At 49.5% G+C, this 17,193-nt stretch carries 14 protein-coding genes and 1 pseudogene; 8 read left to right on the top strand and 7 right to left on the bottom strand.

The features are described from left to right. Window positions 1–92: 92 nt before the first annotated feature. Window positions 93–929, top strand: a pseudogene (apbC, locus tag O59_RS10460) (iron-sulfur cluster carrier protein ApbC); the annotation flags it as partial. Window positions 930–1,046: 117 nt separating this feature from the next. Here apbC and O59_RS10455 read toward each other — a convergent pair. After that, window positions 1,047–2,492: a glycosyl hydrolase gene (locus O59_RS10455; protein ID WP_050977039.1), complete on the bottom strand. Its 1,446-nt coding sequence runs from the start codon at window positions 2,490–2,492 to the stop codon at window positions 1,047–1,049. A gap of 313 nt (window positions 2,493–2,805) precedes the next feature. Here O59_RS10455 and prfB point away from each other — a divergent pair. Together prfB and lysS are read left to right on the top strand one after the other, a co-directional pair. Further along, a protein-coding gene (prfB, locus tag O59_RS10450) for a peptide chain release factor 2 (RefSeq protein ID WP_157152547.1) occupies window positions 2,806–3,901 on the top strand; the annotation gives its coding sequence in 2 pieces (ribosomal slippage) (window positions 2,806–2,877 and window positions 2,879–3,901; 1,095 coding nt in all). Between the two features lie 49 nt (window positions 3,902–3,950). Further along, entirely contained in the window at window positions 3,951–5,453 is a 1,503-nt protein-coding gene (gene lysS, locus O59_RS10445) for a lysine--tRNA ligase (RefSeq protein WP_007642376.1), read from the top strand. A gap of 137 nt (window positions 5,454–5,590) precedes the next feature. Here the strand turns inward: lysS and O59_RS10440 are convergent, their stop codons facing one another. Genes O59_RS10440 through arsC form a run of 5 tightly spaced genes read right to left on the bottom strand, consistent with a single transcriptional unit; the run spans window position 5,591 to window position 9,631 of the window. Beyond that, on the bottom strand, window positions 5,591–6,130 hold the full coding sequence (locus O59_RS10440; RefSeq protein ID WP_007642374.1) for a lipocalin family protein: 540 nt from the start codon (window positions 6,128–6,130) through the stop codon (window positions 5,591–5,593). Window positions 6,131–6,167: 37 nt separating this feature from the next. Further along, on the bottom strand, window positions 6,168–8,132 hold the full coding sequence (gene sppA, locus O59_RS10435; protein WP_232283075.1) for a signal peptide peptidase SppA: 1,965 nt from the start codon (window positions 8,130–8,132) through the stop codon (window positions 6,168–6,170). A 53-nt stretch (window positions 8,133–8,185) separates the two neighbouring features. Then, window positions 8,186–8,638 carry a DUF2069 domain-containing protein gene (locus O59_RS21015; RefSeq protein WP_007642370.1) on the bottom strand — a complete coding sequence of 151 codons (453 nt, stop codon included), beginning with the start codon at window positions 8,636–8,638 and terminating at the stop codon, window positions 8,186–8,188. Window positions 8,639–8,641: 3 nt separating this feature from the next. Next, on the bottom strand, window positions 8,642–9,238 hold the full coding sequence (wrbA, locus tag O59_RS10425; protein WP_007642368.1) for an NAD(P)H:quinone oxidoreductase: 597 nt from the start codon (window positions 9,236–9,238) through the stop codon (window positions 8,642–8,644). A 27-nt stretch (window positions 9,239–9,265) separates the two neighbouring features. Further along, window positions 9,266–9,631 (bottom strand): arsenate reductase (glutaredoxin), encoded by a 366-nt coding sequence (arsC, locus tag O59_RS10420; protein ID WP_007642366.1) that lies wholly within the window; start codon window positions 9,629–9,631, stop codon window positions 9,266–9,268. 118 nt (window positions 9,632–9,749) lie between these two features. On the opposite strand from arsC, the gene O59_RS10415 reads away from it, so the two are divergent. The 5 genes from O59_RS10415 to O59_RS10395 all read left to right on the top strand — a co-directional run bounded on the left by O59_RS10415 (window position 9,750) and on the right by O59_RS10395 (window position 14,434). Beyond that, a complete protein-coding gene (locus O59_RS10415) occupies window positions 9,750–11,045 on the top strand; it encodes a YihY family inner membrane protein (RefSeq protein ID WP_007642364.1) in 1,296 nt (431 codons plus the stop codon). 100 nt (window positions 11,046–11,145) lie between these two features. Further along, a complete protein-coding gene (locus O59_RS10410; protein ID WP_040392178.1) occupies window positions 11,146–11,511 on the top strand; it encodes a response regulator in 366 nt (121 codons plus the stop codon). A 135-nt stretch (window positions 11,512–11,646) separates the two neighbouring features. Next, entirely contained in the window at window positions 11,647–12,921 is a 1,275-nt protein-coding gene (locus O59_RS10405) for a valine--pyruvate transaminase (RefSeq protein ID WP_007642354.1), read from the top strand. A gap of 93 nt (window positions 12,922–13,014) precedes the next feature. Further along, window positions 13,015–13,260 (top strand): TIGR02647 family protein, encoded by a 246-nt coding sequence (locus O59_RS10400; protein WP_040392176.1) that lies wholly within the window; start codon window positions 13,015–13,017, stop codon window positions 13,258–13,260. Window positions 13,261–13,390: 130 nt separating this feature from the next. Next, on the top strand, window positions 13,391–14,434 hold the full coding sequence (locus O59_RS10395) for a sensor domain-containing diguanylate cyclase (RefSeq protein ID WP_007642352.1): 1,044 nt from the start codon (window positions 13,391–13,393) through the stop codon (window positions 14,432–14,434). Between the two features lie 124 nt (window positions 14,435–14,558). On the opposite strand, the gene O59_RS10390 is transcribed toward O59_RS10395, so the two are convergent. Next, window positions 14,559–17,156: a glycoside hydrolase family 9 protein gene (locus O59_RS10390; protein ID WP_007642351.1), complete on the bottom strand. Its 2,598-nt coding sequence runs from the start codon at window positions 17,154–17,156 to the stop codon at window positions 14,559–14,561. Window positions 17,157–17,193 lie beyond the last annotated feature (37 nt).

The raw sequence follows: 17,193 nt of genomic DNA, 5'->3' as shown, positions 1-17,193 counted from the left end.
CCGCTCCAAAAAAGGGTGCCACATGGCACCCTTTTTTGTTAGGGTGTACCGATTTTTAATGTCGGGCTGTTTATTTTTGGAGGCATTTCATGGCTAGTCACAATCAATCGATTCCCGGTGTAAAAAACATTATTGCCGTAGCGTCTGGCAAAGGCGGGGTAGGCAAGTCGACTACTGCTGTGAACCTTGCATTGGCGCTTGCCGCGGAGGGCGCGCGCGTGGGTATTTTGGATGCTGATATCTATGGCCCGAGTCAACCACAAATGCTTGGAGTGGGTCAGCAGCGCCCAAAAATTATAGGCGAGCAAGGCCAGCAAAAAATGGTGCCGATTGAAGCGCATGGCATTCAATCTATTTCCATGGGTTATCTGGTCACAGAGGAAACCCCTATGTTGTGGCGTGGGCCAATGGCGACCGGTGCTTTGCAGCAGCTACTCATGCAAACCGCATGGGATAATCTCGATTATTTAATAATCGATATGCCGCCAGGCACAGGGGATATTCAAATCACCCTCGCGCAAAAAGTGCCGGTAACTGGTGCTGTTATTGTGACAACACCGCAGGATATTGCGTTGCTGGATGCTAAAAAAGGCATAGAGATGTTCCGCAAAGTCAATGTGCCGGTGTTGGGTGTAGTGGAAAATATGGCCGTTCATATTTGTTCCAATTGTGGTCACGCCGAGCATATTTTTGGTGAAGGTGGCGGTGAGCGAATCGCACGTGCCTATCAAACGCAGTTACTGGGTTCACTGCCGCTGGATCTATCTATTTGCACTCAGGCAGATGCGGGAAAACCATCAGTTGCGGCAGATCCAAATTCAGCAATCAGTCATCGCTATCGTGAAATTGCACGCAAACTGTTAGTGATCGTGGCACAGCAGCAGGAAAGTGGTGGTGATTTGCCGCCAATAGAATTGAGTGATGACTAATCGTTATTCATTCAGATCTGTCAGGTAAAAGTAAATGCCCGTTGTTAGCGGGCATTTTTTTGTGGCAGGTCTTTATTGTGAGTTACTTTTAAGCGGAATTATTGTTCTGGATTGCAATTAATCCGCGTGATTAAAATCAGGTAATTCATCAAGCGTAATCACATTGTTATGGGTGTAAACCTTGGTTTTGTGCGCGTTGGTGTTGTAATACTCACCGCTCCAGAAATTGTCGGCGTGGGTATCGGATACCAAGGTGGTCTGATTAAAGTTGCCATCGTTCCAAGTCATAAACCACAACCACCACGCGCTATCGGCTGCGATGTTATCCGGGTCGGGAATGTAGCTGTTCTCGCTCAGCGCAACCATTTTGGTTTCCACTGGATATTTGCGCGCTTGGTCATAAGTGGCAATTTGCGATTTATAGGTTTTGTTGTCGCTGTTGTCATAAATATCATGGCTGACAATATCGACATAATCATCCCCAGGGTACCAAGCGGCATTCTGGCCATTCCATACCCACAACAAGTTGTGAATATCGTGGTGATTTACCAGTCGGTCATACATGTGGCGCCATAATAAAATCTGCGCCAGCGATTGGGGTACATCATCGGTGCGTGTGCGGCCCCACCAAAACCAGCCGTCGCCGTTGTAGCCCGATGCTTCGTGCAGCGGACGCCAGAGCACGGGTACATCAGCATCAGCGAGTTTTTTCAGTTCTTCGGCAATCAGGTCAATCCCGGCGTTGAGTTGATTGTAGGCCGGGCTACTGGTGTCGAGTGCGCCGTTAACCACGGGAATGGTGAAATTGGTGTTTTTGCTGGCATCAGATTCGCGCGCATAAAAGTTCGCGTTATTGACGCTGTTAGTGTTGAGCAGCGCTGGGTCGCGCCAGTGCCAGGAAAAGGTGATCAATCCCCCCTTGTTGGCATAGGCAATAGCTTCTTCAGTTTGCTCCAAGCCCTCTACCCAGTTTGCGGTCATGCCATAGTTCATAAAGTCATAACCCATGAGTGCAGGGTATTTGCCGGTATCGTTATGCACCCGTTGCGCCATATCAATATCGTCTTTCCAGGTCAGGTCTTGCTGGCCTGCCAGTGTCTTTTCACCCCAAATACTTTTCAGGTAGCTATAGATAGCCTTGGTCTTGGCGGAGGCCGCATCATCAACCGGCGTGTCACGTGCTTCCAAGCTAGGAAAGCTGGTGCGATTGGCTGGGCAGAAACTGTGGGCGATACAGTAATTTCCCCCTTCAAAACCCCATTCATTGTTATCGGTTACACAAATATTCCATTGTTTGCCATCGACAGTGCACCTAGCCACAGGCGCTGTGCTTGATGAACTAATTTGTTGTGAAGATGATGAGGGTGACTGAACTGACGAGCTGCTCGATACAGGCGTAGAGCTGGGCGCGATGGAGCTTGTAGCGATAGAGCTAGTATTTACGCTAGCTGCAGCGGATGAAGGTGTTGATCCGCTACCTCCACCGCCACCACCACAAGCGGTTAATACTAAAGCAATAGATAACAAAACGAGCGATAGAGGGAGTTGGGCTAAGGGCTTCATGGGTTCTCCGGATTCTTATGATTATTTGTAAAAAAGCGGTTTACAGTTGATTTAATGTAACCGGTTACCGTTTGAAGTATACCTAGCTAAAAAAAATACAGGTAGTCATAAATGGGGGATTGCTAAAAAATTACTGGTTTCAGGTCATCAAGGGGGTAGGTAAGTAAACACTCGTTTTTGAACCTGAGCTGTTTTGTTTATTCCATGAAAAAGGAGGGAGTGGAATTTGGCCTGAAGTGGCATCTCATGTAGAATGCGCGCCTCGCTTTTTCTGCCTGTTCAGGCCTAAACCCGGATCAAACTGCGCACTATCATGGAAATTAATCCCTTATTAAATGCCCTTAAAGACCTTACTGAGCGCACCAATGTGCTTAGGGGGTATCTTTGACTATGACCTTAAGAAAGAACGCTTAGCGGAAGTCGAACTTGATCTTGGTGAGCCGAGTGTGTGGGATAACCCCGAACGTGCTCAGGCGTTAGGGCGCGAGCGTTCAGCGCTTGAGATGGTAGTCAAAACCATCGATGACCTTGATGTGGGTGTGCGCGATTCCCGTGAATTATTAGATATGGCCGTGGAGGAGGATGACGAGTCCATGGTTGCCGAAGTTCAAGCGGAAGTGGATCGCTTGGATAAACAGCTCGCCGAGCTGGAGTTTCGCCGTATGTTCTCGGGCGAAACTGACGCCAACAATGCGTATTTGGATATCCAATCCGGCTCTGGTGGTACCGAGGCGCAGGATTGGGCAGAAATTGTATTGCGCATGTATTTGCGCTGGGGCGAAGCCAAAGGGTTCAAAGTGACTTTGGAAGAGGTTTCTGCGGGTGATGTGGCCGGTATTAAAAGTGCGACCATTTATTTTGAAGGTGAGTATGCGTTTGGTTGGCTGCGCACGGAGACGGGTGTTCACCGCCTGGTGCGCAAGTCACCGTTTGACTCCGGCAATCGTCGTCATACGTCATTCTGCTCGGTGTTTGTTTCGCCGGAAATTGATGACAATATTGAAATTGATATCAATCCGGCCGATTTGCGGATCGATACTTACCGCGCCAGCGGTGCCGGCGGTCAGCACATTAACAAAACTGACTCAGCGGTGCGTATAACCCACATTCCTACCAACATAGTGGTGCAGTGTCAGAACGAGCGCTCGCAACATGCGAACCGCGACAAGGCCTATAAAATGTTGCGTGCAAAAATGTATGAACAGGAAATGCAAAAGCGCAACGCTGAAAAACAAGCGATGGAAGACAACAAGTCAGACATCGGCTGGGGCAGTCAGATCCGCTCTTATGTACTGGACGACTCGCGCATTAAAGATTTGCGCACCGGCGCCCAAACCTCCAATACCCAAGCGGTACTGGATGGCGACCTGGATCAATTTATTGTCGAAAGTTTAAAGGCTGGCCTGTAATTTTTTGCAGACCCACTCCACTATTTTTAATTCAACATCAGTGAAGACTATGAGCAACGAAACCCAATCAGCGCAAACCGATGCGCATGCACATGACGAAAACAAACTGATCGCTGAACGCCGCAGTAAGCTTGATGCTATTCGCGAAAAGGGCAATGCATTTCCTAACGATTTCCGTCGTGGCGACAAGAGCATTGATTTGCAAGCACAGTTTGGTGAAAAGACCAAAGAAGAATTGGAAGCGCTGAATCATGTAGTCAGTGTTGCCGGTCGTGTGATGGCCAAACGCGGCCCGTTTATGGTGTTACAAGACGGTGATGGCTCAATCCAATTGTATGCGGATAAAGCTGCGCAAGAAGTGATTAAAGATAAATGGGGTTTGTGGGACATTGGCGATATAGTCGGTGTAAAAGGCGCGCTGCATAAATCGGGCAAAGGCGATTTGTATGTGAATTTGGAAGAGTATCAATTACTCACCAAGTCCTTGCGTCCACTGCCGGATAAATACCATGGCCTGAGCGATCAGGAAATTCGTTACCGTCAACGCTATGTCGATTTGATTGTGAACCCGGAAGTGCGTGACACTTTCCGGTTGCGTTCACAGTGCATTAGTTTTATCCGTAATTACATGAGCGGCTGCGGTTTTATGGAAGTGGAAACACCCATGCTGCATGTGATTCCTGGTGGCGCATCCGCCAAGCCGTTTATTACCCATCACAACGCGCTTGATATGGAAATGTTTTTGCGTATCGCGCCGGAATTGTATTTGAAGCGTTTGGTAGTCGGTGGATTTGAGCGCGTATTTGAGATTAACCGCAACTTCCGCAACGAAGGTGTTTCTACTCGTCACAATCCAGAATTCACCATGATGGAATTCTATCAAGCCTATGCGGATTACAAAGACTTGATGGATCTGACCGAAGACTTGCTGCGCAAGCTGTGCATCGAGGTGACTGGCGGAACCACCCTGAAATACCAAACCAGCGAATACGATTTTGGTAAGCCATTTGTGCGTTTGTCTATGTTTGATTCGGTGTTGCACTACAATCCGCAGATCACGGCAGAGCAATTAAGCAGTGTTGAAGGTGCCACCAAAGCGGCAGAAGCCTTGGGGCTAAAAATTAAACCCGGCACTGCGCTCGGCAAAATCCAAACCGAAATTTTTGAAGAAACGGTTGAGCATAAACTGGATCAGCCAACTTTCATTACAGAATATCCGATTGAAATATCACCGCTTGCACGTCGCAGTGATCACAACCCGGCGGTGACCGATCGCTTTGAGTTTTTTATCGGTGGGCGTGAATTGGCCAACGGTTTCTCTGAGTTGAATGATGCGGAAGACCAAGCTGAGCGTTTCATGCAACAAGTGCGTGAAAAAGATGCCGGTGATGATGAAGCCATGCACTACGATGCTGACTTTGTGCGCGCGTTGGAGTACGGTTTGCCACCAACGGCGGGTGAAGGTATTGGTATTGATCGTTTGATTATGCTGTTTGCCAATGCGCCGTCCATTCGCGATGTATTGTTGTTCCCACATATGCGCCCGGAATAATTCATTCGCGTGTAAAAAAATAGCGCCCATTGTGGCGCTATTTTTTTTGACTGGAAATTACTACATTAATGTTATTGGCGCTGCTTTATTGGTTCTGTGTTGCCGATTTTTTTTATTGCGCCAATTGCTGTTTAGAGTTAATTTTCGGCGGGAACTTTTGTGGGGTCATGATCCACAAAAATTAATTGTTCTGTCGCAAAACCCAAGGCTTTTGCTTTGGCAATTAATTCAGCTTGCAGATTTTTATCAATAACCGGTGTGCGTGCCAGCAGCCAGAAATAACTTTTATCCGGGCCGCTCACCAGTGAGTATTGATAATCTTGTTTGTCCAACTCAAATACCACATAAGAACCATAGAAGGGGCCAAAAAAAGAAACCTTTAAATAGCCTTGGTCTTTTTTATCCACAAAGTACGCTTTACCCTCGGCAGATTGCCATGCCTTTTCCTCTGCAGAATATCCTTTGTTAAGTACATTAATGCCGCCGTCTTCACGCAGGCTGTAGGTGGCGCTAATGTGGCTTAACCCGCGTTCAAACGAATGATCAAGGCGAGCGATTTCATACCACTGACCCAAGTAGCGGTTTGCATCAAAGTTATCGACTGGTTTGATGTTCTCGGGCATGCCCGTACACGCAGTCAGCAGGCACAACACAAATAATAATCCGTACTTTTGCATGAATCTTTTCCCCTTGTGAAACATCAATTTTGATCGGTTAGGGTGCAACACAATCCAGGCATTGCACATAAATACCTTGCGGATCGTTCATGTTTTTCAAATCTTGCAGTGGTTTTAACGCCGGGCTTATGTCATTCAGAATGCTCAGTGATACAAAATTGTTGACCAGTGATTTCGGGAGTAGTACGCCCGCTTGCCCCTGTGTTAATGAGCGTAAAAATTCTTCTTTGGGTGAAAGTGGGCGCTGTACAAATTCAACTTTGTAAGTATCCAGTTTTGCTTCCTGTGCGATTGCTCTGATCACATCTTTTAGTGTTCCGAGTTCATCCACTAAGCCGATTTCTTTGGCTTTGGTTCCGGTCCAGACATGGCCTTGTGCGATTTCATTGATAGCATCTTTTTCTTGCTCACGCGCATTGGCAACCAAGGTAATAAAACGCTGATAAATATTATCGACACTTTGTTGTACCACTTTGCCCGCTTTTTCTGACAGCGGGCGATCCAGGCGCATGGTGCCTGCCAGTTCAGTGGTGCCTACGCCATCAGTATATACACCGATTTTTTCCAGCGATTTTTCCAGTGTAGGAAATGCGCCGAATACACCAATAGAGCCGGTGATGGTAGTTGGTTGTGCCCAAATTTTATCGGCGGCGGTGGCAATCCAATAACCGCCGGAGGCGGCAACTGAACCCATGGAAATATAGATGGGAATTTTTTTGTCGCGCAGCGCAATAATTTCACTGCGAATAACTTCGGATGCAAAAGCGCTGCCCCCGCCGGAATCGATACGAATCACCAGTGCTTTGATATTCTTGTCGTCCTGCACTTGGCGCAGTAATTCAAGCATGCTTTCGCTGCCAATGCTGCCATCGGGTTGATGGCCATCAAGGATTGATCCGGCAGCGACTATGACGCCGACTTTATCGGATTCAGTGATCGCTTTTTTGCGCATGTCGCCGAGATAAAAATTAACATCTATACCGTTGTAATTATCGCCTTCTTTATTTTTGCCCGCCTCTGCGATCAGGGTTGAGATTAATTCACGGCGCGGTGCAATTTTATCAACCAAGGCTTTTTCAAGTGCGAGTTTGGCGCTGTCGCCTTCGGTAAGCGCCATATGTGCATCAAGATTGTTGACATAATCATTGATGCTGCCCGGTGGTAAACGACGCAGGCGCTCTACATTACCGGTATAACCAGCCCAGAGTTCATTAATCCACTGGGCGTTGTGTTCGCGCGATTCGGCTGACATGTCGTCGCGCAGATAGGGTTCCAGATAGTCTTTGTATTTTCCGGAACGGAAGGCGTGAATAGTTACACCGAGTTTGTCCAGTGCACTTTTGTAGTAGTTCATGTAGCGGCCATAGCCGGTAATTTCTACCACGCCCATTTCATGCAAATAAATTTCATCGGCAAAGCTGGCAAGATAATATTGGTCTTGGGAGTAGTTATCGCTCACAGCGATAATTTTTTTACCGCTTGCTTTAAAACTTTCCAGCGCTTGGCCGATTTCGTTGAGCTTGCTGATGCCGCCGCCGAGCAAACGGCCTGGCTCCAGCACCAACAAAGTGACACGCTTGTCTTTTTCGGCGTAATTAATCGCAGCAACTATGTCACTGACCAGCGTTTCACTTTCCTGCGGATTTTCATCGGACAGTAACAAACTGGTTGGGTCTATATAGCTGCGCTGATCTACTAAAATACCACTGGGAGCTATGCGCAGTGCAAAGCTATCGGGCAATGGCAGTGTAGCTTTACCGCTGATGGCAGCAATAATCAGCAGCAGGATAATAAGAAAAATAATATTGGCGAGAGTATTGCGCAGGGTGGTGACCGCTGCGCCCATGCCACCAAAAATACGGCGCAAGCGATTCGATGGTTTAGGCTTTGGAGTGTAACCACCATTGCCGGGCGCTTGCGATGTGGGTTGATTCGTGGGTTGTGGCGCTGCCTGCGCTGCAGACTGTGGCGCCGAGGGCGGTTCGTAATAATTCACAGACACAATAATATTCCTTGGGAAAAATGAAATTTAGCGATGAAAATTTGAATGGATAATCATTGTTTGGTCGACAGGTAATAGTTCCAATATTGCAGCCAGCGACTGGTCATCATCGCGGCAACAAAAAGTACCGTCACTAAAATAGTCATTAACCAGTAGGTCAGCGACCAATAGCTCATCAATAGCGGTACCAAAAATAAAAAGTACATTAGCAATACAAAACACAGCCAGCTGTAGGTGCGATGTTGCGGTTTGAGTAGACCTGGAATAAAAATCGCGAGTGGCAGTATGGCTACCAACCAATGAACAAATTTCATGTCATCGCTGAGTAAATAATTAATTGTCAGCATCAATAATAGGGCAACGTAGCTAGCGTTGCAGATGAGCTGGCCGCGGCGTAATTTTTTTTCCAGCACCACCGCATCGGCATCGGTAATCACGAGTATTTTTTTGGGCTTTTCATTGGCTGCTGGCTGCTGGGCTGAATTGTCCGGTGAATCCTGAGTCATGGTTTAACCTTTTAATTGAAGCGCTAAGGTGGCGATGCGTTTCCCCAGTGCCTGGCACAGGGCGATTTCATCACTACTAAGTTTATTGGGGGTATCGCCAGGGGCGAGATGGGATGCGCCGTAGGGAGTGCCGCCGGTGCGGGTAGTTGATAAGCCCGCTTCGCTGTAGGGAATTCCGGCGATAATCATACCTTGATGCAGGAGTGGCAACATCATGGTTAGCAGTGTGGATTCCTGCCCACCGTGTAGGGTAGAGGTTGAGGTAAAAACAGCGGCCGGTTTATTGATTAAATCGCCGTTTAACCATTGGCTGCTGGTGCCATCCAAAAAATATTTCATGGGCGCGGCCATATTGCCAAAACGGGTAGGGCTGCCAAGAATTAATCCGGAGCAGTGTTTTAAATCGTCTTCGCTGCAATAGACAGCGCCAGTTTCGGGTATTGCGGGTGCGCTGGCTTCAGTAACCGGTGACACAGCGGGGACAGTGCGTAGGCGTGCTTCTATGCCCGCCACTTGTTCAACCCCACGCGCGATGTGTTTGGCCATTTCCAGGGTGGAACCTTGGCGACTGTAGTAAAGCACGAGTACATAAGCGGTCATAAATTAGCCTTCGGGGGCGATTAATAATTAGGGGGTCAACAACTGTAAAACGTTTTCTGGTGGTCGGCCGATCACGGCTTTGCCGTCTTTTATAGCAATCGGGCGCTCGATTAATTTGGGGTTTTCAACCATCGCATTAATCAAGGCTGTCTCGCTCAGTGTTTGATCGGCCAAGCCTAATTCTTTGTAGGCATCTTCACTTTTACGTAACAGTGCGCGTGCACTTATGCCCAGTTGTGCAAGCAGTGATTTCAACGTCTTGGCATTGGGTGGCGTTTCCAGGTAAAGAATAACTTCCGGTTCAACACCTTGCTCGCGCAATAAGTTCAATGCCTCGCGCGATTTGGAGCAGCGCGGGTTGTGGTAGAGTGCAATCAGCGTGTTATGTTTCATTAATCAGTCCAATACCAAATCAGTCCACAGTAATTTTTTGTTAAACGTCTATCCACCGGGAACAGCCGTGCGGCGATTATAGCGGCTGAGCCCTGACTTGTTTTAAGGATTTAACCTTATGCCGTTGTTGCAAACCCTGCGTCGCCTTGCGATTGAAAATTATCACTGGCTAATGGGATTTTTCGGGTTAATGGTGCACCAGTATCGCATCAAAGCCTGCCAGAAAAGTGCAGCTTCCCTGACTTACGTTACCCTCTTTGCCACCGTGCCTATGCTCACGGTGACTTTCTCGATGTTTTCATTGATTCCTGCATTTCAGGATTTAGGCGAAGAACTGCAAACCTTGTTGTTCCAGCACTTTTTGCCTAACAGTGAGCAGGATTTGGGCAAATATCTGCAGGAGTTTTCCCAGCAGGCGCGTCAGCTGACGGCATTCGGTTTTGTGTTTTTGTTAGTGTCAGCGTATCTGATGTTGAAAAATATCGAGCAAAACTTTAATGCCATTTGGGGTGTTGCCCGTGGCCGTCGCGGGGTTGCTAATTTTTTACTCTATTGGGCGATATTGAGCCTTGGCCCGTTGCTGCTCGGTGCTGCCTTGGCGATGAGCACTTATTTGGCCTCGTTCCGATTACTGGTTGGCACTTACGATAATTTGGGCCTGGTGGAGTGGGTACTGCAATTTGCGCCCTGGGTGCTCACTTGGGCTGCCTTTACTTTGCTATTTGTGGCGGTACCCAACTGTAAGGTGCCAGTGCGTCATGCCCTGGTGGGCGGTTTTTTCACTACGCTGGGTTTCCAGGGTTTAAAAGCAGCATTTAGTTGGATAGTCAGTCACTCTTCTTTTTCCTTGGTGTATGGCGCATTTGCAGCGCTGCCGTTGTTTTTGTTGTGGGTAAACCTGATTTGGACTGTAGTGCTGGGTGGTGCGGTCTTTGTGCACACTATCAATGCCCATCAAATTGGTTTGCGTCATCGCAAGTATCCCGACCTGATTGCCGCATTACTGGTGCTGTGGCGTTGTTATGATGCCGCCAAAGAGGGGGCCAGTGTGCCCGAGCGGGTTTTGTTACGGCAGGGTTTGGCAGCTGATCAATGGCAGCGCATCTGCGAAGCATTGGTGCGGCATCATGTGATTACGGCTAACTACCAGGGCGATTACTTACTCAGTCAGAACCTTCATTTACTTAGCTTGCAGCAGTTGGCAGATATTCTTGAGTTGCCGCGGCAGCTGCCAGCCGAGAAAGACAGCTTGCGCCAGTTGCCTTGGGGGGAGGCTGGCCTGCAATTACTTACCGAGGCGGAGCAGCAAATAAATTCGCTGTTTGCGATCAAACTGGGCGTGCTTTTTGACAGTCCTGCACCAGCCGAGCAACCCGCTGTGCCTCCAAAACTCAGCCAACACGGAGAGGCTTAATGGTTATTTGTGTGCGATAAACTTGGCTAAAAAAGTGACTGACGTCCAATTCACTGGCTATACTCCTAACAACTTTCCCACTGACAGATACAGCAACTCCATGGCTACACCTCTATTGATTTGTGATGATTCGATGATGGCGCGCAAGCAGGTGGCGCGCTCCCTACCTGCCGATTGGGATGTCGATATTACCTTTGCCACCAACGGCGCTGAGGGGTTGCAAGCTATTCGCGATGGCAAGGGTGAAATGGTCTTTTTAGACCTGACCATGCCGGAGATGGATGGCTATCAAGTGTTGGAGGCCATTAAAGCCGAAGGGCTGGACGCTATGGTAATAGTCATCTCGGGCGATATTCAGCCTAACGCCCAAGCGCGCGTGACGCAGTTAGGTGCTATGGACTTTATTTACAAACCGGTTAACCCTGAAAAGTTGGCTGAAACCTTACGCAAATTTGGTCTTATCTAGTTACGCTTTTCTGCCAGGTTTTCCTGCGGTAGAGTTTTTCTTTGGCACCCGTTAGATTGCCCGCTGGTTTGCGGTATCAATCAACGGGTGTTTGCTTTTCAGGGGGTGTACTCCTGCTGTTATGGGTAGTTATCAATGAGTGTTTCATCGTTAAAACTTTCGCGTTTCGGGCAAAAATTATGTACCGATGCCGGCATAGTCACCTTGATGGATGATTTGGGCGAGGCGCTGCGGGTAAATCCCGAGATGATTTTTATGGGCGGCGGTAATCCGGCGCGAATCCCGGCTATGGAACAAGCGTTTGCCAGCGCGCTGGATGCAACACTCGCCAACCCGCGCGATGCGCATGAGTTGCTTGGCTTATATCAGCCACCACAGGGCGATGCACAATTGCTGGACGCCATTGCCGATTTGCTTAATCACGAATACGGTTGGGCGATAGCGCGCGATAACATTGCGCTTTCCAACGGCAGTCAGGCGGCGTTTTTTGTACTGTTTAATTTATTTGCTGGCGACTATGCCGATGGCAGCAACAAGAAGATCCAGTTGCCGCTCACACCGGAGTATTTGGGTTACAGCGACCTGGGCATTAGCGAGGATTTTTTTACCGCTACACGCCCCAGTATTGAAATATTGGACGATGGTTTTTTTAAATACCATGTGGATTTTGATGAGCTGAAAATCACCAGTGAAACGGGCGCGCTCTGTGTATCGCGCCCCACCAATCCCACTGGCAATGTGATTAGCGATGAGGAACTGACTAAGCTCGATGCGCTGGCACGTGCGCATCAAGTTCCTTTTATTGTAGATGGCGCTTACGGCACACCCTTTCCCAATATTTTATTTGTGGATGCGCAACCCCACTGGAATAGCAATACGATTCTGGTATTGAGTCTATCCAAACTTGGTTTGCCCGGTGCGCGCACTGGCATCGTTATCGCCGACCCTGCCATCATTCAAGCTTTTGCCAAAGCCAATACTATTCTCAGTTTAGCGACGGGCAATTTTGGCCCGGCAGTGGCACGACATTTATTGCGCGACGGAAAAATATTGCGATTAAGTCGCGAAGTAGTTGCGCCGTTTTATCGCACACGAATGGAAATGGCAGTGGCGAGGTTTAAATCGGCACTGGGCGATTTGCCTTGTTTAATCCACAAGCCTGAAGGCGCGATTTTTTTGTGGTTGTGGTTTAAGGATTTGCCGATCAGTAGTGAGTTGTTATACCAGCGTTTAAAAACGCGTGGAGTATTGGTGGTATCCGGACATCATTTTTTCCCCGGTTTGGCGGAGGATTGGCCGCATCGCCATGAATGTATCCGCGTGACTTATTGTCAGGAGCCGGAAACCGTTGCGCGCGGTGCGGCGATTATTGCCGATGAAGTGCGCCGTGTTTATCGCGAAGCGGGTTGATTGTTCGAGTAAATAGTTGTGATCTGCGGTGACTATGCTATTTATAAATGGCTACCAACCATACCTACACCGACAATAATAGTGGAGTCCAAGATGCCAATGTCCCCGGAATTAGTTGCTGAACTGCAAGTGCTGCGCCTGTTTGACGCGACAACCAGCCAGACCGGACTCAAAGTTCATTCAGATGCAGCACCTGAGTTGATCGCCGCCACCAAACGCCTGCACGAAAAACAATTAATCACCTTGCCCGATGGTGGTTATTTAACCCCCTTGGGTTATGAATCCACGGTGCATTTACAAAACCTGCTGCAAATCCTGACTTCAAAACCACTGCTGTAAGTGGCGACTCTCGTCAATCTGGAGGTGCTAAAGGGCGCCTCTTTAGATGCATAAAATGATTTAGTTGGCGCGTAAAGTTCTGTGTTTCGGCTAAACTATTAGATATGCCCATCACCGATGAGGCTTATCCATGAGCCAAACCCCAGTGCTTTCAACTTCTCCATTCGATCCGTCGCTTATTACTCGCGAGCAGTTGCTTGCGATCATTGCTATTCAAACGGAAATCGCCAAGGTTGGCCTTGATCTTGGTGGTGTGATGGCACTGGTGGTTGAGCGTGCGCAACAGCTCGTTGGTGGCGACGGTGCGGTTATTGAGCTGGTCGAGGGGGAAAATGAGTTGGTGTATTGCGCCGCCTCAGGCATAGCCGCGCAACAAATAGGTTTACGTTTACAAGTCACCCAGAGCCTCTCTGGTCTCTGTATTCAAACTGGAATGCCCCAGCGCTGCGATGACTCCGACGTGGATGCGCGCGTTAATCGCGCAGCATGCCGCTCGGTCAACCTTCGCTCCATGGTGGTAATACCACTTAAATATCGCAATAACTGTATTGGGGTATTAAAAGTGGTTTCCGCGAAACCCGCTGCTTTTGGTTCGGCAGATCAGACGTTATTAAACATGCTCTCCGAGGTGCTGGGCGCGGAAATGTTTTTTGCGGCCAAATATGCCCAGGATGAACTTTTTTATCGCGCTACTCATGATGAGATGACCGGAGTGGCTAACCGGGCTTTATTTTTTGATCGCTTACGCAACTTGCTTGGACAATCCCGTCGCGACGACTGTTATTTGGCCGTCTTGATTGCGGATATGGATAACCTAAAAAAAATCAACGATACCCACGGGCATACCGCAGGTGACGCAGCCATTTGCGAGCTCGCGCAGCGGCTCAAAAATATGGTGCGTGTGACGGATACTGTGGCGCGTTTGGGGGGCGATGAGTTCGGTTTACTATTGCATCCGATTGAAAGCCGCACCGCACTTGAGCGAAGTGTGCAACGCCTACTGGATGAAATTGCCCAACCGTTTTTGTATAAGGGTATTTCCATATCCCTCAGTACCAGTATTGGTTACGCGCTTGCACCGGATGATGGCTTTGATCAGGACCTGCTATTGGAGCAGGCGGATAAGGCAATGTACGCGGTGAAACGAAGTATTAGTGCTCCTGCCGATAAGTGATTAGTGCCAAGCCCATTTTGCATGGCTATCAATACTGTCGCGCTCAGTGGGACTGGGCTCGATGCATGTTTGCCATCCCGGCGTCCTTGCCGGGGGCTTGTAAAGCTATTGTCCAGCAGTTTGGTTAATTGCAAACGTTGCCATTTACCACCGGAACTTGCGCTGTTGCGCTACTGCCCTTATTACCTTGGAAACCTATCTCCACCGACTGCCCTGGCGGAATAGTGCCGTTCCAATTCAGGTTGCTCGCACTGTAGGGATTGTTTCCACTAAACACGGCATTCCAGCTGTTGGTGATACGGCTGCCATCGCTGTAGGACCAATTTACCGTCCAGCCATTGATAGGGCTGCTGCTGGTGTTGGTAATGCGCAGAGTAGCCGTAAAACCATTATTCCACTCGTTGCTCACCAGATACTGGCAGTTACCACCCCCTACACTGGCTACCGAACTGGATGAACTTGCCAGTGGTGTCGAGCTGGCAACGGAAGAGGGCGCCGTGCTGCTTGGGGTACTACTTGCAGGCGTGCTGCTTGCGGGCCTGCTACTGGCTGGAGTGCTACTTGTACCGCCGCCCACTATGCCAAAAGGCGCGGGTTGGGCACTGCAGGTACTGGCTGAAATACAGCTTCTGTTGTTCTCATACCCCCAACCGGAACTGGTAACGGCGCACAGCGGATAAAGCGTGCCATACCAATTACATTGCTGCGCAGTACTGACGCTTGACGCGACTGACGACGAGCTGCTGGGTGCGATAGAGGATGAGCTTGAGGTTGTTGCCAAGCTGGAAGAACTGGCTGGAACCGATGAACTGATCGCCTGGCTTGATGAACTGACAGCGAGGCTCGATGAGCTCAGACTGGATGAGCTTTGCCCACCGCCATTGCCCTGTGCGTAGTCGTTGTAAAACGCGAGGTTCCAAGCCAAGGGAGCGTTCCAGTTAATGGTAATTTCATTAACCGCATAGGCATTGATGTTATCAGCCCAACAAGTGGCAGGTCTGGACTTGCAACCACCCAACAATGAAGCTGAGGTGCTGTCCTCAAGACCGGCATTGGGGCCGCCAGAGAGTGCGCCGGGTGGTGGGGCAGGGTAGTTGGTATTGATCGCATTTGCCCAGAAACGGTGATGTGGTTGGGTGGCCGTTTTGGTGCCCGCACCCGTCACGAATGAGGTGGACAGGGTGTTTTGACCGAAGAAATAGTTCAGTCCTTTCCCCACCCCTTTGGCGTAGTTTTCATTGCCCGTGAAATCATAGGCAAGCCCCATCAGGATTAGTTTATTCGCCACGGCGCCGTTGGAACCCCAATAGTACTCAAGGGTTGAAAGCGGTGCGGGATAGCCAGATGCATTTTGGGTGGCGATATTATTGTCGGCGATACTGATAATTTTCTGGCGCGCACTCGAACGCAAACTGGCCGTGTGAGTGGTGGGAACCATCGCCAATGAAATCAAGCCCGCCAGTTCGGTGTCAGCCCACCCGAAATCGTTGCGGGTAATAGCAAAGTTATTCAATGTGCTTAGGTATCGGCTATTGCCAGTGGTGATGTACAACTCGGCAGCGGCCCAGTAAAACTCATCGCTGACGTTGGCATCGCCATAACCGCCGCCGCCATTGTCGTAATTGCCACTGTAAATATCATTGGGGTTGGCTTGGGCGGCATCCCAGGCGCGGGTTGCAGCACTCAGGCAGGTAGCGGCAAAACCGGAATCGATGTCTTGCCAAATCCGTGCACACTGGGCAGCGGTGGCCGCCAAATTCAGTGTGGCAGCGGTAGACGGTGGAACCAGTGCACGCTGCTGTGGATCTTCATGGGGTGCAAGAGGGAATCCGGTCCAGCCTACATCGTGCATTTTGTGGTGCGCCATACCGGCTTTGGCTTGGCCGACGGGCACTTGCATCGCCAACAAAAACTCCATTTGCCAGCGCGCTTCGTCCAGCACATCAGAAATACCATTGGCACTTTCGGGAATATTCAGTTTGCCGTCGCCCACCAAGCTGCCATTGTCGCTCAGGTACAGGTCGCGCTCGTAAAGGTTTAATAATGTCCAGGCTGAAATGCCGCCATTTACCACGTATTTGCCGTGATCACCGGCGTCATACCAGCCTTTGCTGACATTCAGCGAATAGTTACAGGTGCCACTCCAGCAGGGCACATTGATGTCGCCTTTGTTGGCACCGATGTTCAAGTGACCCGCCGGGCGCGACCATTTGCTATTGCTGGCAAAGGAGCCATTGCCGCCACCGGTGTACTGGGTCTCAATCGCGATGCCACTGCGGTTGTGGTAGAAATATTTAAGCGAGTCGTAGAGTGCGCCTTTGAGGGCGGTATTGGAAATCGCAAAGCTGTAACTGGTGTCGCCACCGACCGTCAGGGTAAAACCGCTTCCGGTTGCACTCACGGCCGACAAATCAATCTGATGCAGGTTGTCGCCGCTGGCCGCATCGGAGCCACTTGGCAGTGTTTGGCCGCTCGCGACCACTGTGCCATTTTGTCGCAGCTGCCAGGTTTGTGCGCTGGTTTGGGTGGTTTTGTAGGTCGCGGTTTTGGCGCCGGTGGGCAGGTAGCCAAGCTGGTTTACCCGTGGGTTGCCTATCTCGGCCTGGGCATTGAATGCCGACAGGGCGAGCAGCCCTGTACCAATCAATTGGTACAGCGGTGTGCGTTTGGCGGATAGTTCGCGCGCAAATTCTTGATCATTATTCTGGACGGATTTTTTCATCGGAAATATCTCGCGTGAAATAAAAGAGGAGCTGTAA

Source organism: Cellvibrio sp. BR (assembly GCF_000263355.1).
GTDB lineage: Bacteria > Pseudomonadota > Gammaproteobacteria > Pseudomonadales > Cellvibrionaceae > Cellvibrio.
The sequence above is the reverse complement of the archived record's forward strand: the minus strand, read 5'-3'. Positions and strand labels throughout refer to the sequence as shown.

What these genes read in the sequence shown, in the direction of transcription:
- O59_RS10390 (WP_007642351.1), bottom strand. Translation starts at nt 17,156, where the DNA reads ATGAAAAAATCCGTCCAGAATAATGATCAAGAATTTGCGCGCGAACTA.
- arsC (WP_007642366.1), bottom strand. Translation starts at nt 9,631, where the DNA reads ATGAAACATAACACGCTGATTGCACTCTACCACAACCCGCGCTGCTCC.
- lysS (WP_007642376.1), top strand. Translation starts at nt 3,951, where the DNA reads ATGAGCAACGAAACCCAATCAGCGCAAACCGATGCGCATGCACATGAC.
- O59_RS10400 (WP_040392176.1), top strand. Translation starts at nt 13,015, where the DNA reads ATGCCAATGTCCCCGGAATTAGTTGCTGAACTGCAAGTGCTGCGCCTG.
- O59_RS10455 (WP_050977039.1), bottom strand. Translation starts at nt 2,492, where the DNA reads ATGAAGCCCTTAGCCCAACTCCCTCTATCGCTCGTTTTGTTATCTATT.
- O59_RS10410 (WP_040392178.1), top strand. Translation starts at nt 11,146, where the DNA reads ATGGCTACACCTCTATTGATTTGTGATGATTCGATGATGGCGCGCAAG.
- O59_RS10405 (WP_007642354.1), top strand. Translation starts at nt 11,647, where the DNA reads ATGAGTGTTTCATCGTTAAAACTTTCGCGTTTCGGGCAAAAATTATGT.
- O59_RS10395 (WP_007642352.1), top strand. Translation starts at nt 13,391, where the DNA reads ATGAGCCAAACCCCAGTGCTTTCAACTTCTCCATTCGATCCGTCGCTT.
- O59_RS21015 (WP_007642370.1), bottom strand. Translation starts at nt 8,638, where the DNA reads ATGACTCAGGATTCACCGGACAATTCAGCCCAGCAGCCAGCAGCCAAT.
- O59_RS10440 (WP_007642374.1), bottom strand. Translation starts at nt 6,130, where the DNA reads ATGCAAAAGTACGGATTATTATTTGTGTTGTGCCTGCTGACTGCGTGT.
- O59_RS10415 (WP_007642364.1), top strand. Translation starts at nt 9,750, where the DNA reads ATGCCGTTGTTGCAAACCCTGCGTCGCCTTGCGATTGAAAATTATCAC.
- wrbA (WP_007642368.1), bottom strand. Translation starts at nt 9,238, where the DNA reads ATGACCGCTTATGTACTCGTGCTTTACTACAGTCGCCAAGGTTCCACC.